The sequence below is a fragment of the Alteromonas gracilis genome (genome assembly GCF_043642145.1).
Taxonomy (GTDB): Bacteria; Pseudomonadota; Gammaproteobacteria; order Enterobacterales; family Alteromonadaceae; genus Alteromonas; species Alteromonas gracilis_B.
This window is the reverse complement of sequence record NZ_JBHZRZ010000002.1, coordinates 19,383-34,770: the sequence shown is the minus strand read 5'-3', so window position 1 is coordinate 34,770 and position 15,388 is coordinate 19,383. Positions and strand designations below refer to the sequence as shown.

Sequence of the window (15,388 nt, the reverse complement as noted above, 5' to 3'; positions counted from 1 at the left end):
AAAGATGACCGCTATGAATAAACGCACATACAGTTTGGACGAACTTGCTAAACATGTTGGTGGGGAAGTGCAGGGAGAGGGAAGCGTGACCATTTCTGCAGTGGGCACTCTATCGGGGGCGGCGTCGCACCAAATTTCTTTTCTTACCAACCCAAAGTACAAACCCCAATTAAAAGATACCAAAGCAGGTGCGGTTATTCTGCATGAAAGTTTGAAAGGCGAATGTCCTACACCAGCACTGGTTGTTAGCAACCCTCACGCTGCATTTGCACTTATTGCTCAATTATTTGATACCACCCCAGCGGTAGCAACAGGTATTGCTGAGTCAGCTGTAATAGCACCATCTGCGCGAATTGGCAGCGACGTATCACTGGGTCACAACGTAATCATTGAAGAGAACGTGGTGTTAGGCGACAGAGTGACTGTGGGGGCAAATTCGGTAATTCGCAAAGGCACGCAAATTGGAGAAGGCTGTACTATTCACCCCAATGTGACCATTTATCACGATGTGATCATTGGTAAGCGCGTTACTATTCATAGTCAAACGGTTATCGGTGCGGCGGGCTTTGGTTATGCGAATGACAAAGGTGTATGGATCCCTATTCCTCAAACGGGTACAGTCCGCATTGGCGACGACAGCCAAATAGGTGCAAGCAGCAGTATTGATCGCGGCGCTATGGAAGATACAGTGCTAGGCACCAACGTTATTATCGACAACCAAGTACAAATAGGCCACAACTGTATTATTGGCGACCACTCTTGTATTTGTGGCGCAACTGGCATTGCTGGTAGCTGTCATATTGGCAAACACGTCATCATTGGTGGTGGAGTAGGGATTAACGGCCACATCAGTATTTGTGACAACGTTCAGGTTACAGGTTACACCATGATTGTCCAAGATATCACAGAGCCTGGCGTTTATTCATCAGGTCAGCCTGCACAAACTAATCGTGATTGGCGCAAAAATACGGTTCGTCTTGCCAAAATTGGCAGCTTGTTTGACCGAGTTAAAGCCCTTGAAAAACAGGTCTGATCTCACGCTAGCGTAGGTATTTCGTTAAACCTACGCCATTTGTATTAATTTGGTGATAAAGCGGTATACAACTACCCGAAAATGACTAGAATATGGCTCGAATTTGAGCATTCGGTGCGTAATGCCATATAAAAACCGCAGTTAAGGAGCCCCCATGTTTTCTCGCGAAATGAATATTGCTGACTTCGATCCAGAATTAGCCAACGCAATGGCGAAAGAGGTAGAGCGTCAAGAACATCACATCGAGCTAATTGCCTCTGAGAACTACTGTAGCCCACGTGTTATGGAAGCCCAGGGTTCGCAGCTTACGAACAAGTATGCTGAAGGCTATCCAGGCAAGCGTTATTACGGTGGTTGTGAACATGTAGATGTTGTTGAACAGCTTGCTATCGACCGTGCAAAAGCACTTTTCGGTGCAGACTACGCAAACGTTCAACCACACGCAGGCTCTCAAGCAAACTCAGCTGTTTTTATGGCGTTACTTGACGCAGGCGATACGGTACTAGGTATGAGCCTTTCTGAAGGTGGTCACCTTACGCACGGTTCGCACGTAAACTTCTCTGGTAAAACCTACAACGCGGTTCAGTACGGTTTGAACAAAGAAACAGGCGAAATTGATTACGCGCAGGTTGAAGCGCTAGCTAAAGAACACAAGCCGAAAATGATTATTGGCGGCTTCTCAGCGTATTCAGGCATTGTTGATTGGGCTAAATTCCGCGAAATCGCAGATAGCGTTGGCGCATACTTGCTAGTTGATATGGCGCACGTGGCAGGTCTAGTTGCAGCGGGTGTTTATCCAAACCCTCTTCCTCACGCTCACGTGGTAACAACTACTACCCATAAAACCCTTGCAGGTCCGCGCAGTGGTTTAATCCTTTCTTCATGCGGCGACGAAGCGATTTACAAAAAGCTAAATAGCTCTGTTTTCCCAGGGAACCAAGGTGGCCCTCTTTGCCACGTGATTGCAGCTAAAGCGGTTGCATTCAAAGAAGCACTACAGCCTGAGTTCAAAGTTTATCAGCAGCAGGTAGTGGCAAATGCAAAAGCCATGGTGTCAGTAATGCAAGAACGCGGTTATAAAATCGTGTCTGGCGGTACCGATAACCACTTATTCCTTCTTGACCTAATCGACAAAGATATTACGGGTAAAGACGCTGACGCAGCATTAGGTGCTGCGAACATTACGGTTAACAAAAACTCAGTACCTAATGACCCGCGCTCTCCATTTGTAACCAGTGGTCTTCGTATTGGTAGCCCGGCTATTACTCGCCGTGGTTTTAAAGAAGAGCAAGCGCAGCAGGTTGCAACGTGGATTTGTGACATCTTAGATAACATGGGCGATGAGTCTGTTATCAAGCGTGTTCAAGATGAAGTGGTTGCACTTTGCGCACAATTCCCTGTTTATAAGTAAATAGGTTTGTGTTTTATTGCGTACTTTGGTACTAATGCTGGACTAGTTAGTCTAGGTTTGTTTTAACGACCTAAGTACGCAATATTTAAGGATTATTCATGTTTTGCCCGTTTTGTTCAGAACAAGAAACAAAAGTTATTGATTCTCGTTTGGTTGCAGAAGGGCAACAGGTGCGTAGACGCCGTGAATGCATGGTGTGTCACGAGCGATTCACTACATTTGAAAGTGCGGAACTTGTGATGCCCCGCGTTATTAAACGCGATGGTTCGCGAGAACCTTTCAATGAAGACAAATTACGTGCAGGCCTTCAACGCGCGTTAGAAAAGCGGCCTGTTAGCACGGAAAAAGTTGAGCAATGCATTCTTTCGCTCAAATCACAGCTGCGAGCCACTGGCGAGCGTGAAGTCAGCAGTGAATTGCTGGGCAACTTGATTATGAAAGCGCTCAAAGAACTCGATAAAGTCGCCTATGTTCGGTTCGCATCTGTTTATCGTTCCTTCGAAGATATTCGTGAATTTGGGGAAGAGATTGCACGACTGGGGGATTAGCCTAATAAAACCCACGACCCTTTACGCAAACACTTAGGGCTACAACAGGAATCCAAGTGAATCACGCTACGGTTAAAAATGACTATTTCTGGATGGCAAAGGCCATTCAACTTGCCCAAAAAGGGCGCTTTACCACTTCACCGAACCCCCGCGTTGGCTGCGTCATAATTGATGAAAACAACCAATTATTAGGCCAAGGTTATCATATTCAGGCAGGCACTCCTCATGCCGAGGTACACGCACTTAAACAAGCTGCTAGTGCTCGCGCTGAAGGGGCGAAGAGGGCAACTGCCTATGTGACCCTAGAGCCTTGTAGTCATTTCGGCCGAACTCCACCTTGCGCACTAGCGTTGGTTAAAGCACAAGTGTCTCGCGTTGTCATTGCTATGACAGACCCTAACCCAAACGTTTGTGGCAAAGGTATAAGTATATTGCAAGAGGCGGGCATTGAAGTGGTTAGCGAAGTAATGGCTGCAGAAGCGGCAGCACTTAACCCTGGTTTCATTAAACGCATGCTAACTGGCAAACCCTTTGTTCGCGTGAAGTTGGGTATTAGTGTAGATGGGAAAATTGCCTTACAAAATGGGGTAAGTCAATGGATAACAGGGCCTGAGGCTAGACGCGATGTGCAACATTATCGCGCACAAAGTTGTGTGGTGTTAACGGGCTCAGGTACGGTTGAAGCCGATAATCCTAGCTTGTTAGTACGAGAAAAAGAAGCGCAATTTGATGACTATCCACTAGAGCAAATACGACAGCCTGCGCGGGTGGTCGTAGATAATAAAAGCAGACTCGAGCGCGACTTTACACTATTTAACGATGGTAATGTCACGCTTACCGCTACATCTGTCACTCATCCAGATACTGCAACTCAGCAATACCTTCAGCTAGATGAAAAAGACGGAAAGCTAGATTTACATGCGCTTATGTCGGCACTAGGCGATAAGCAATATAACGAGGTATGGGTTGAGGCCGGTCCAGGTTTGGCTGGAGCATTACTTAATGAGGGGCTGGTGGATGAGCTTATTTGTTATCAAGCGCCCAAGCTTTTAGGTGATAAAGGCATCAGTATGGTTAATTTGCCTGCATTTACTGCTTTAAATCAATCTATTTCGCTTTCACTTATTGAAAATCGTCAGGTCGGGAACGATATTAAACTTATCTTCCGTCCTAGTGTTGCCAAGACCCTTGGTTAACGCGATCAAAGAGGAAATTTATGTTTACTGGAATTATTCAAGCGCTAGGTACAATTAAAAAGCTCGACAACCGCGGCAATGATATTCGCCTTACGGTTTCATCTCCTACACTTGATATGTCGGATGTAGCGCTTGGCGACAGTATTGCGACCAATGGAGTTTGCTTAACAGTGACAGACATGGGCGATGATTATTACTGCGCAGATGTTTCGGCTGAAACCATTAAACTAACAGGCTTTGCACATTACAGCGCAGGCTCTACGGTAAACTTAGAAAAAGCGATGCGCCCCAGTGACCGTTTGGGAGGACACATTGTGTCAGGCCACGTTGATGGCGTGGGTGAAGTCACTCAAATTATTAAGCACTCAGATTACGTTGAGTTTTGGGTAAAAGCGCCTGAAGCGTTGGCGAAATACATTGCTCACAAGGGCAGCATTACTGTTGATGGTATAAGTTTAACCGTTAATGAAGTAAACGGCGCAGAGTTTATGCTTTGGATCATCCCTCATACGTTGCAAGAAACGATAATGGGAAGCTACAAAGTAGGCACAGCGGTTAACTTAGAGGTTGATGTTATTGCACGCTATCTAGAGCGCCTAATGCTGGGTGATAAAGCCGCCGAGCCGAAGAGCAAAGGCATTGATATGGCATTTCTAGCCGAGAACGGATTTTTAAAAAAATAACCCTACAAGAAGCACACGACATGGCATTTAACACTACACAAGAAATAATTGAAGATATCCGTCAAGGTAAAATGGTTATTTTGATGGATGATGAAGACAGGGAAAACGAAGGCGACCTTATAATGGCTGCCGAGCACGTTACGCCTGAAGCGATTAATTTTATGGTCACCCATGCCCGTGGTTTGGTGTGTTTACCCATGACTCAAGACCGCTGCCGCCGGTTAAACTTGCCGTTAATGGTGGATAAAAACGAAGCACAGTTTTCTACCAACTTTACCGTTTCAATTGAAGCAGCAACGGGCGTTACTACAGGTATTTCTGCCGCTGACCGCGCTACAACAATTAAAGCAGCGGTAGCAAAAGACGCGAAAGCGACAGACATTGTGCAGCCTGGCCATATCTTCCCACTTATTGCTAAAGATGGCGGTGTACTTAACCGTGCTGGGCACACTGAAGCTGGCGTAGATTTACCCCGTTTAGCAGGCTTAGAGCCGGCGGGTGTCATTGTTGAGATCCTTAATGAAGACGGCACCATGGCCCGTCGTTCTGAATTGGAAAAGTTTGCGCAAAAGCACGATTTGAAAATCGGGACCATTGCTGATTTGATTGAATATCGCAATCTTAATGAAACAACCATTGAGAAAGTAGCGCAGTGCAATATGCCAACAGAATATGGCGATTTTGAGCTGCATACATTTAAAGACAGCATCGATAATCAGCTGCATTTTGCACTTAAAAAAGGTGAGATAAAGGAAGACGAACCAACGTTAGTGCGTGTTCACCTTCACAACACATTTAGTGATCTTCTTGGCTCTACTCGCGGTATTCATCGCTCAATGACACTTGCCGATGGCATGCGAAAAATAGCGGAAGAAGGCGGTGTACTTGTTCTACTGGGCAAAGAAGAGCACATCGAGCACCAAGTTCGCCGTTTTGCTGCAGAAGACAGAGGTGAGCGACCTGCGGGGGCAGATTGGCAGGGCTCATCGCGTACGATAGGTGTAGGTAGCCAAATTCTTGCATCAATGGGCGTACATAAAATGCGCTTGCTTAGTAAGCCAATTAAATACCACGCACTTTCAGGTTACGGCCTTGAAGTGGTGGAGTATGTGCACGACTAATGCTTGCTTACTGGCTCTTTGTTAAGGTGCATCAAATGCGTTAACGCGTACAAAGAGTAAGTTTATCGTGAAGGTTTGGTGAACTAGAGTGGGGCAGTAGGCTCGGTTTTGAACCCTCCACCGCATGGATGCGGTGGTGGAGCGTACAGGGATGTATTTACCGCGTGTTCACAACCGAGGTTGTTGCCCCAATCAGCTTAAGTCAAAAGTACGAATGTAAGTTAAAGAAACAATCGATTTAGTTTGGGCGCAGTTGTGGTATACTTCGCGCCGTTTTTTCTCGAGGAATGAATCCATGCAGGTAATTGAAGGTAATATCAGAGCAACCGGTAAGAAGTTTGCTATCGTTGTATCACGCTTTAATAGCTTTGTTGTTGAAAGCTTACTAGAAGGTGCGTTAGACACGCTAGAGCGTCACGGTGAAGTGAGTGATGACGATATCACGCTAGTACGTGTGCCTGGAGCTTACGAGTTGCCTGTTGTTGCTAAGAAATTAGCTGAGAAAAAGTCATTTGACGCCATCATCGCATTAGGTGCGGTTATTCGTGGTGGCACACCACACTTTGATTTTGTAGCAGGCGAATGTAATAAAGGTCTTGCGCAAGTATCGCTTGAGTATGGGATCCCCCTATCATTTGGCGTAATCACAACAGATTCAATTGAACAAGCTATCGAGCGTTCTGGAACCAAAGCGGGTAATAAAGGTGCTGAAGCAGCCCTTGGCGCGCTTGAAATGGTTAACGTTATCGATGCTGTTGAAAAGCTTTAAGGTATACATTAAGTGAAAGTTTCAGCTCGTCGTAAAGCCCGTGAACTCGCCTTGCAAGGCGTGTATTCATGGCAAATGAGTCACAACGATATTCAGCAAGTTGAACTGGCGCTAGCGACCAGTAACGACATGCAAAAGGTAGACATGGCGTATTTTCAAGCCTTGCTTCGCGGTGTTGCACACAACGCAAGTAACCTTGATGCCACGATTAAGCCTTACCTTGGCCGTTTGCCAGAAGAGTTAGATGCTATTGAAAAAGCTATCTTGCGCATCGCGACGCTGGAACTGACGGAGCGCATTGACGTACCTTACCGCGTAATCATTAATGAAGCGATTGAACTTGCTAAAGCATTCGGTGCTGAAGAAAGTCATAAATTTATTAATGGCGCATTAGATAAAGCAGTGCGTACGTTGCGCAAAGATGAGCGCGACTAACCTTACTGTAGTGGCATGGATTGCCGCTAAAAGGGTTTAAAAATTACCGTGAAAGAATTTGATCTTATCGGCCGCTACTTTTCAAACAGCGGCCACAAACGTAAAGACGTTGTTATTGGTATAGGTGATGACTGTGCTGTAACAACAGTTCCTGAAAACCAGCAGCTAGCCGTTACTACAGACACCCTTGTAGAAGGCGTGCACTTCTTAAAAGATGCACCAGCAAAGTCTGTAGCGTACAAAACAGTAGCAGTTAATTTAAGCGACCTTGCCGCAATGGGGGCTGAACCCGCATGGATAAGCCTATCTTTGTCTCTTCCAGAAGTCGACGAAGCATGGCTGGATGATTTCGTTACTGGCCTTCACGAGCTTACACAATATTACTCTGTGCAGCTTATCGGCGGCGATACCGTTAAAGGCCCAATGGCTATGACCATTACTGCGCAAGGCTTTATACCGCCAGGCTCTGAACTAACGCGCGGTGGTGCAAAACCCGGTGACTGGCTTTATGTCACGGGCACACTTGGTGACGCTGGCGCTGGCTTAGACATTCTTCAAGAAAAACTGAGCGTATCAGGTGAAGCAAAAGATGTTTTGGTGAATCGCCACTATTTCCCTACGCCTAGAGTAGCAGTTGGTACGGCAATTCGCCGAATTGCGACATCGTGTATTGATATCTCAGACGGTTTAATCTCCGATTTAGGTCACATCTTGAAAGCCTCTCAGTGTGGTGCAAACGTTCACGTTGAGCGTTTACCGCTATCACGCGCTCTAACAAGTGCTGTGTCGCAAGAGCAGGCTATTGAATATGCGCTGTCAGCAGGCGACGATTACGAGCTTATTTTCACCGTAAGTGAAGAGCAACGTGGAAGCCTTGAGACATCACTGGCAAGCACAAACGTAAAAGCGACTTGCATAGGGCAGTTAACAGGGCATAACGGAACGCTTTCATTGTTAAAAAATAATGAAAAGTATACGCCTGTTACAGCGTCAGGTTACGAGCACTCATTTTAAGTTAAAAACACTGCTTAAAAGCAAATTGAAGGAACGCACATGCAGGCTGAATTTCGCGCTAGAGTAAGTATGAAAAATCCGGTTCATTTTCTAGCGCTAGGATTTGGCAGCGGCCTCATTCCTTTTATGCCAGGTACATTTGGTTCGCTCGCTGCATTGCCGTTACTTGTAGCGTGTAGCCAAGTATCTGTTATTTCTTTCATTGCACTTACGCTTATTTTTTCTGTAGTAGGCATTTACCTTTGTGGTAAGACTGCTGACGATATGCAGGTTCACGATCACGGGTCTATCGTGTGGGATGAAATTGCTGGGATGTTTGCGACCTTTCTGTTTGTTCCGATTTCGGCATCGTCATTGTTAATCGGATTTGTTCTATTCAGGCTTTTCGACATTTTAAAGCCATGGCCAATAGGTGTTATTGATAAGCGCTTACACGGCGGCACAGGCATTATGCTCGACGATCTTATCGCTGGGGCGATGGCCTGCGGATGCCTTCACTTGTTAATGGTATTTTGGCCAGCGGCACTGGCTTTGTTGTAACGTTTAAAACACACACTGAGTATAAGCGCAACAAGCTAGGATGCGTGTAACGCTTAATAAAATAAAAAGCCCGCTTTACGCGGGCTTTTTTGTCTTTCTTTAGCACGAATGTAAAAGTACGTTATTTACCTAATAAAACGTTAGCTGCTGCAATAACTCCTTGTGTATCTAAGCCATGTTCTTTGTACATTTCTTGCTGCGTACCTTGCAGTATAAAGCTATCTGGTAGGCCTAGCATCTTCACGGTTTTTAGCACGCCGTTTTGTTGCAAATGTTCAAGTACGGCGCTGCCTGCACCGCCCATAATGCAGCCGTCTTCAAGGGTAATAAGCGCACTGTGTTCACTAGCCGCTTTTAACACGGCTTCGCCGTCTAATGGCTTAATAAAGCGCATGTCGATAACGGTTGCGTCAATGGCCTCTGCGGCCTCAAGCGCATAAGGTAATAAGCAGCCAAAGTTTAGAATAGCAACGTTTTCAGACTTATCTTTAGATGCTTCACGGCATGTACGTGATTTACCAATTTCAAGCTCTGTCATGGCTTCATCTGGGGTTACGCCCATACCTGCACCGCGAGGGTAGCGCACTGCTGCTGGCTTTTGTAGCTTATGGCCAGTGTAGAGCATTTGGCGGCACTCATTCTCATCAGAGGGGGCCATTACAACCATATTCGGAATACAGCGAAGGAAAGCGATATCAAACGCGCCTTGGTGAGTAGGGCCGTCGGCGCCAACAATACCTGCTCTATCAATAGCAAATAATACAGGTAAGTCTTGAATGGCTACGTCGTGTATTAGCTGGTCGTAAGCTCGCTGTAAGAATGACGAATAAATAGCAACAACTGCATTCATACCGTCTTTAGCAAGGCCAGCACCAAAGGTAACAGCGTGTTGTTCTGCAATCGCAACGTCGAAGTACTGTTCAGGGAAGCGCTGCGAAAATTCTACCATGCCTGACCCTTCTCGCATGGCAGGCGTAACGGCCATTAATTTAGGGTCTTGCGCTGCCATATCACACAACCATTGACCAAAAATGGCCGAATAAGTTGGCGCAGAAGGCTTAGACTTCGGCAAAGCATTGTCCGCAGGGTTAAACTTTGGAACTGCGTGAAACTTAATAGGGTCTTCTTCTGCAACCGCGTAGCCTTTACCTTTTTTGGTGACTACGTGAAGCAGCTGAGGGCCGTCGAACTTGCGCATATTCCGAAGTGTATCAACCACACCGTTTACATCATGACCGTCAATAGGGCCAATATAGTTAAAGCCTAGCTCTTCAAAAATAGTGCCTGGCACCACCATGCCTTTAATATGCTCTTCAGCACGGCTAGCAAACTCTTTAATGGGTGGCACATTGCTTAGCAGCTTTTTGCCACCATCGCGAATTGAATTGAAAAAGTTGCCTGTAAGCAAACGGGCAAGGTGGCTGTTTAAGGCTCCCACGTTCTCAGAAATAGACATTTCGTTGTCGTTTAGCACCACAACCATGTCCTTTTTAATATCACCAGCATGGTTAAGCGCTTCAAACGCCATGCCTGCCGTCATGGCGCCATCGCCAATGACTGCAACAACCTTTCTGTTTTTGCCTTCTTTCTCGGCAGCTACCGCCATGCCTAAGCCAGCACTAATTGATGTAGAGGAATGACCCACTGCAAAGGTGTCATAATCACTCTCTGGTGGCCAAGGAAAGGGGTGTAAACCGTTTTTCTGGCGAATAGTGCTCATGCGCTCAGCGCGGCCAGTCAGTATTTTGTGTGGGTAAGCTTGATGGCCCACATCCCACAACAAGCGATCAAATGGTGTTTCGTAAACATAGTGTAGTGCCACAGTAAGCTCTACGGTGCCCAAACCAGACGCAAAGTGGCCACTGGTTTGACTTACACTGTTAAGTAAGTACTCACGCAACTCATCGGCGAGTTCGCGTAATTTCTCTTGAGGCAGCTGCCTCAATTTGTCGGGTGTTTGCGCAAGCGCAAGCGTTGGGTAATGTTGGAGATCTAAACTCATGTACTTATTATCTTTTTCAACATGGCGCGTGGCTAATGGTCGCGTTTTACCAAAAGCTCGCTAAACGCAATTAAACTATCAGTATTGTAGGGTAAACGCGCCAGTGCTTGAAGTGCATTATTGTGAAGCATTTCTAATTCTTGCTTCGCACCGTTTATTCCCAGTTTTGCTGGAAACGTGTTTTTTCCTAGCGCTTGGTCAGACCCGGCAGGTTTTCCTAACTTTTCACTGCTGCCTTCCACGTCTAAAATGTCGTCTTGAACTTGAAAAGCTAGTCCAATATCCGCGGCATAGGCCAGTAAGTCAATTTTAGTTTGAGGAAGTAAACCTTCGCTGACTATTGCCACCATCTCTACACAGGCTTTTAAAAGTGCACCAGTTTTAAGCCTATGAAGCTGTTTAAGCTCTTCTAGAGAAATAGTTTTGCCAGTACTGGCCAAATCAATCGCCTGACCTCCACACATGCCTACGTAACCTGCGCTTTTAGCAAGCACTGAAAGCAATTGGCTGCGTTTAGTTTCAGCAAAGCTGCTAAGAGGAGCGTCGGCAAGAACACTAAATGCAAGTGCTTGAAGTGCGTCCCCTGCAAGTATCGCGGTGGCCTCGTCAAAGGCAATGTGACACGTGGGCATACCGCGGCGCAGGTCATCATCGTCCATTGCTGGCAAGTCATCGTGAACTAACGAATAAGCATGAACGCATTCAATTGCCATACTAATGGCCATTTGGTCTTTTTTAGGCACATCTAACGTATTGCCTACTACCTGAACCAGAAGCGGGCGCATACGCTTACCGCCGGCAAGCAAGGCGTGGCGCATGGCATCCTTTAGGCGCGGTGCGTAATCGGGTAAATCGTCAATTAATGTAAGAAGAGATGCATCAGTTTGTTGTTTAACTTGCTGATGCAAAGCAGAAAAATTCATAAATAGCCTGTTAGTTAACAATGAACAAGTTAAGGCTGTTCACTTTCAGGAAGAGTTTGAAGCGTGTCTTCACCTTGTTCACTGAGCAGAATTTTTACTTTTTGTTCAGCATTTTCAAGGGACTGTTGGCCTTGTCGAGAAAGCGCAATGCCGCGCTCAAACTTCTCTAGTGCTTTATTAAGAGGCAGATCACCGTTTTCCATTTCGTTAACGATAGCTTCTAGTTCTGATAAAGTTTCTTCAAAAGACGCTGATGCTTTTTCTGTCGTCATAAAAACACTCAAATTATTGGCCAAAATACATATACCGCGCACATTAACCGAGGGTCGCACAGGGGTCAAATGGTTTGTCTGTATATCGTCTATATCACAGTAACTTCGGCTTTTTTTCATTCAGTACAAGCAATATGTCAAAATTAAATTATGCTATATTCGTTGCAGTACACGATTAGGTTTTTGTTGAATTTTTAGGGCCGCTTTACATTATTATCACGTGTAAAAAATTTTCGAAAAAACAGTGACGAATAATTGAAGAGGCAACACATACATCATTAACTAGAAATAAATGTGATATTTTTCAATAATGTCGTTTTAGTATTTCTATCCTTTGCCGATAGAATATTTGAATATTAATAGCACTGACTGCGCATAAATGGGGAAGAGTGAGTGGATTTAGCAACCGTCATAGGTATGTTGGGCGCCATCGGTTTTGTTGTGATGGCAATGATGTTGGGCGGCAGCATGAGTATGTTTGTCGACGTGCCGTCAACCTTAATCGTATTTGGTGGTACTTTGTTTGTTGTCCTTTCTCAATTTACTCTTGGGCAGTTTTTTGGTGCAGGCAAAGTAGCCGGTAAAGCATTTATGTTTAAAATCGATACGCCAGAGGAGCTTATCGAGAAGATAGTAGAAATGGCCGATGCTGCGCGCAAAGGTGGTTTCCTAGCCTTGGAAGAGGCTGAGATTTCAAACGAGTTCATGCAAAAGGGCGTCGATATGCTGGTTGATGGACACGATATTGAAGTTGTGCGAGAAACCTTAGCGAAAGATATTTCTATGACCACCGACAGACACGATTTCGGTGTGTCGATTTTCAAAGGCATGGGTGATGTTGCGCCTGCGATGGGAATGATTGGAACGCTTATTGGTCTAGTAGCTATGCTTTCAAACATGGATGACCCAAAGGCGATTGGACCTGCAATGGCGGTAGCCCTTTTGACTACTTTGTACGGTGCCTTTTTGGCCAACGTTGTTTGTCTGCCTATTGCAGCAAAATTAGCGAATAGAGCAGCAGAAGAAAAGCTTAATCAAAGTTTGGTGCTAGACGGCATAGTCGGTATTGCAGATGGACAAAATCCTCGTGTTATCGAGGGAATATTGAAAAACTATTTAGCTGCAAGTAAACGTGGGTCTGCCGAGGAAGAATAATGGCTGAAGAAGAATGCCCAAAATGTCCTCCCGAAGGCCTTCCCGCTTGGATGGGGACATTCGCTGATTTGATGTCGTTGCTGATGTGTTTCTTCGTTTTGCTGCTCGCTTTTTCTGAAATGGACGTGTTGAAGTTTAAGCAAATTGCAGGCTCGATGAAGTTCGCGTTCGGCGTGCAAAACAAGATAGAAGTGAAAGACATCCCCAAAGGGACCAGTGTTATTGCTATGGAGTTCAGGCCTGGTAAACCCGACCCAACGCCAATTGAAACGATACAGCAACAGACCATCGAAATGACGCAACAAATGCTTGAGTTTCAAGCTGGAGACGAAGATTCTGCTGGCGGTCGTCAGCGGCAGCGTGGTGAACAACGGGGTGGTCAAGCTCAACAAACGGCAACCGACTCGTCATCGTCTGCGCAGGAAAGCACAGATCAATCACAAACGGCTGAATTAATGAAGAAAGTTGCTCAGCAGCTACAGAAACAGATTTTAGACGGGTCGATTGAGATGGAGTCGCTCGGTCAGCAACTCACTATTCGCATTCGTGAAAATGGTTCTTTTTCTGCGGGGTCTGCATTCCTGCAGCCACAGTTCCAACCAATATTACGTAAAATTGGAACACTGTTGGCAGACGTACCTGGTGAAATAGAAATATCTGGTCATAGCGATGGGCAGCATATCGCCAATGAGCTTTATCGTTCAAATTGGGACTTATCTGCACAGCGTGCTGTTGCTGTCGCTGAAGCTATGCGTAAGGCGCCTGGCTTTGACGAAAGCCGTATGTCTGTTGTCGGAAAAGCCGATACTGACCCCATTGTGGAAAATGCAACAGTGGCTGCCGATAGGGCTAAGAATCGTCGTGTTGAAATTAATATCAACCAAGGAAAGCCCATGCTTTCAAAACCTATTTCGGTAGTAGACGAGTAGGGGACTTGTTTCCTAATCACTTTATTGACAACATAAAAACGGCGTTTATTAAACGCCGTTTTTTGTTCCTAAACTGTGAAGATTATCTTGCCTTCAAACGTTAAACACGCGCCAGTTCATCTCTAAAATGGGGCTTTGAAATAACCAGCTGTACCGTGCTGATTGTCCTCTCCAAAAAACCACCTTCACAATACTTTAAGTAGTACGTCCACATGCGCATAAAGCGTTCGTCGTATCCATCATTGAGTAATTCGTCTTTCGCTGAAATAAACGCTTCGTACCAGTGGTTTAAGGTCTTCGCATAGTCAATACCAATGTCATGTAAGTCACGAATCATCATGTTGGTATACTTTTTAAGGTGGGCATTAAGCTGATGCTGAGAGGGCAAAAAACCGCCTGGAAAGATGTATTTTTGAATGAAGTCGACGCTGTTTGAGTAACTATCGTAACGTCTATCATCAATGGTGATTGATTGCAGAAGCATTAGGCCTTCATCTTTCAAAAGCGATGAACATTTTTCAAAGAAATTACCTAAAAACTGCTTACCCACCGCTTCAATCATTTCGATAGACACCAGCTTGTCGTATTTTCCATCGAGCATTCGATAGTCTTTCTTAAGCAGCGTAATGTTGTGTTCAAGCCCTTCACGAATAATCCAGTCTTTTGCCCAGGCATGTTGCTCTTCTGATATAGTCGTAGTGGTAACGCGGCAGCCGTAGTGCTTGGCTGCATAAACAGCAAGCCCGCCCCAACCTGTGCCAATTTCAAGGAGGTGATCGCTTTCGTTTAGCTGTAGTTTGTCACAAATAGCTTTAAGCTTGTAATTTTGGGCTTCATTGAGTGATGAATTATCGTCAGGGTAAATGGCTGACGAGTACATCATGGTATTATCGAGAAAGCGGGTATAAAGCTTGTTGCCTAGGTCATAGTGCGCTTCAATATTGCGCTTAGCTTGGTCTTTCGTGTTTCGTCTTGCAAAGTGTTGCAGCTTATTAACAGGCATGGTTACCCATTTAAACTTGTTTTCCCACTCATCAAGCGTGGGTAAATTTCGGGCAAATATTCTCACCACAGCGGTTACATCATCGCTGTCCCACAAGCCGTCCATGTAAGCTTCACCCGCTCCCACACTTCCACCAAGCAGTAAGCGGCGATAAGCTTTAACATCTTTAATGTTGACATTTGCGCGTAATTCTTCGTCTTGTGCTCCAAAACGGGCTATTTCGTCACCATTTTCTTGAATGGTTAAGCGACCAAATGGTAATTTTTTTAAGCATTGTAAAAATAGTGTTCTACAAGCTTTATCTACAAAAGAGACCTCTGAGGTGGTCAATAGTACAGATTCACCGAAAGACAT

16 protein-coding genes are annotated in these 15,388 nt (G+C 45.4%); 12 read left to right on the top strand and 4 right to left on the bottom strand.

What is annotated here, in order from left to right; all coding sequences use genetic code 11:
- Positions 1-4 precede the first annotated feature (4 nt).
- The 10 genes from lpxD to ACHUFN_RS04225 all read left to right on the top strand — a co-directional run bounded on the left by lpxD (position 5) and on the right by ACHUFN_RS04225 (position 8,750).
- The gene (lpxD, locus tag ACHUFN_RS04270; RefSeq protein ID WP_394221076.1) at positions 5-1,033 is read left to right on the top strand and encodes a UDP-3-O-(3-hydroxymyristoyl)glucosamine N-acyltransferase; all 1,029 of its coding nucleotides are present in this window, start codon (positions 5-7) and stop codon (positions 1,031-1,033) included.
- A 154-nt stretch (positions 1,034-1,187) separates the two neighbouring features.
- Positions 1,188-2,444 carry a serine hydroxymethyltransferase gene (gene glyA, locus ACHUFN_RS04265; RefSeq protein ID WP_394221075.1) on the top strand — a complete coding sequence of 419 codons (1,257 nt, stop codon included), beginning with the start codon at positions 1,188-1,190 and terminating at the stop codon, positions 2,442-2,444.
- A gap of 98 nt (positions 2,445-2,542) precedes the next feature.
- A complete protein-coding gene (gene nrdR, locus ACHUFN_RS04260) occupies positions 2,543-2,992 on the top strand; it encodes a transcriptional regulator NrdR (protein WP_012517538.1) in 450 nt (149 codons plus the stop codon).
- 56 nt (positions 2,993-3,048) lie between these two features.
- Complete coding sequence (gene ribD, locus ACHUFN_RS04255; protein WP_394221074.1) at positions 3,049-4,188, top strand: bifunctional diaminohydroxyphosphoribosylaminopyrimidine deaminase/5-amino-6-(5-phosphoribosylamino)uracil reductase RibD; 1,140 nt, start codon at positions 3,049-3,051, stop codon at positions 4,186-4,188.
- Between the two features lie 20 nt (positions 4,189-4,208).
- Entirely contained in the window at positions 4,209-4,871 is a 663-nt protein-coding gene (locus ACHUFN_RS04250; protein WP_394221073.1) for a riboflavin synthase, read from the top strand.
- A gap of 20 nt (positions 4,872-4,891) precedes the next feature.
- A complete protein-coding gene (gene ribBA / locus ACHUFN_RS04245) occupies positions 4,892-5,992 on the top strand; it encodes a bifunctional 3,4-dihydroxy-2-butanone-4-phosphate synthase/GTP cyclohydrolase II (RefSeq protein WP_394221072.1) in 1,101 nt (366 codons plus the stop codon).
- A 295-nt stretch (positions 5,993-6,287) separates the two neighbouring features.
- The gene (ribH, locus tag ACHUFN_RS04240; RefSeq protein ID WP_394221071.1) at positions 6,288-6,761 is read left to right on the top strand and encodes a 6,7-dimethyl-8-ribityllumazine synthase; all 474 of its coding nucleotides are present in this window, start codon (positions 6,288-6,290) and stop codon (positions 6,759-6,761) included.
- 12 nt (positions 6,762-6,773) lie between these two features.
- Complete coding sequence (gene nusB / locus ACHUFN_RS04235) at positions 6,774-7,196, top strand: transcription antitermination factor NusB (RefSeq protein WP_014979773.1); 423 nt, start codon at positions 6,774-6,776, stop codon at positions 7,194-7,196.
- A gap of 48 nt (positions 7,197-7,244) precedes the next feature.
- Positions 7,245-8,210 carry a thiamine-phosphate kinase gene (thiL, locus tag ACHUFN_RS04230; protein WP_394221070.1) on the top strand — a complete coding sequence of 322 codons (966 nt, stop codon included), beginning with the start codon at positions 7,245-7,247 and terminating at the stop codon, positions 8,208-8,210.
- 39 nt (positions 8,211-8,249) lie between these two features.
- A complete protein-coding gene (locus ACHUFN_RS04225) occupies positions 8,250-8,750 on the top strand; it encodes a phosphatidylglycerophosphatase A family protein (protein ID WP_394221069.1) in 501 nt (166 codons plus the stop codon).
- Between the two features lie 121 nt (positions 8,751-8,871).
- Here the strand turns inward: ACHUFN_RS04225 and dxs are convergent, their stop codons facing one another.
- Genes dxs through xseB form a run of 3 tightly spaced genes read right to left on the bottom strand, consistent with a single transcriptional unit; the run spans position 8,872 to position 11,947 of the window.
- The gene (dxs, locus tag ACHUFN_RS04220; RefSeq protein ID WP_394221068.1) at positions 8,872-10,752 is read right to left on the bottom strand and encodes a 1-deoxy-D-xylulose-5-phosphate synthase; all 1,881 of its coding nucleotides are present in this window, start codon (positions 10,750-10,752) and stop codon (positions 8,872-8,874) included.
- A 32-nt stretch (positions 10,753-10,784) separates the two neighbouring features.
- Positions 10,785-11,675: a farnesyl diphosphate synthase gene (locus tag ACHUFN_RS04215; protein ID WP_394221067.1), complete on the bottom strand. Its 891-nt coding sequence runs from the start codon at positions 11,673-11,675 to the stop codon at positions 10,785-10,787.
- A gap of 29 nt (positions 11,676-11,704) precedes the next feature.
- On the bottom strand, positions 11,705-11,947 hold the full coding sequence (gene xseB, locus ACHUFN_RS04210; RefSeq protein ID WP_394221066.1) for an exodeoxyribonuclease VII small subunit: 243 nt from the start codon (positions 11,945-11,947) through the stop codon (positions 11,705-11,707).
- 393 nt (positions 11,948-12,340) lie between these two features.
- On the opposite strand from xseB, the gene pomA reads away from it, so the two are divergent.
- Both pomA and ACHUFN_RS04200 read left to right on the top strand, forming a co-directional pair.
- Complete coding sequence (gene pomA / locus ACHUFN_RS04205; RefSeq protein ID WP_394221065.1) at positions 12,341-13,102, top strand: flagellar motor protein PomA; 762 nt, start codon at positions 12,341-12,343, stop codon at positions 13,100-13,102.
- Positions 13,102-14,031 carry a flagellar motor protein MotB gene (locus ACHUFN_RS04200; protein ID WP_394221064.1) on the top strand — a complete coding sequence of 310 codons (930 nt, stop codon included), beginning with the start codon at positions 13,102-13,104 and terminating at the stop codon, positions 14,029-14,031. Before pomA ends, ACHUFN_RS04200 begins: the two co-directional genes overlap by 1 nt.
- Positions 14,032-14,131: 100 nt before the next feature.
- Here the strand turns inward: ACHUFN_RS04200 and ACHUFN_RS04195 are convergent, their stop codons facing one another.
- Positions 14,132-15,388 carry a class I SAM-dependent methyltransferase gene (locus tag ACHUFN_RS04195; protein ID WP_394221063.1) on the bottom strand — a complete coding sequence of 419 codons (1,257 nt, stop codon included), beginning with the start codon at positions 15,386-15,388 and terminating at the stop codon, positions 14,132-14,134.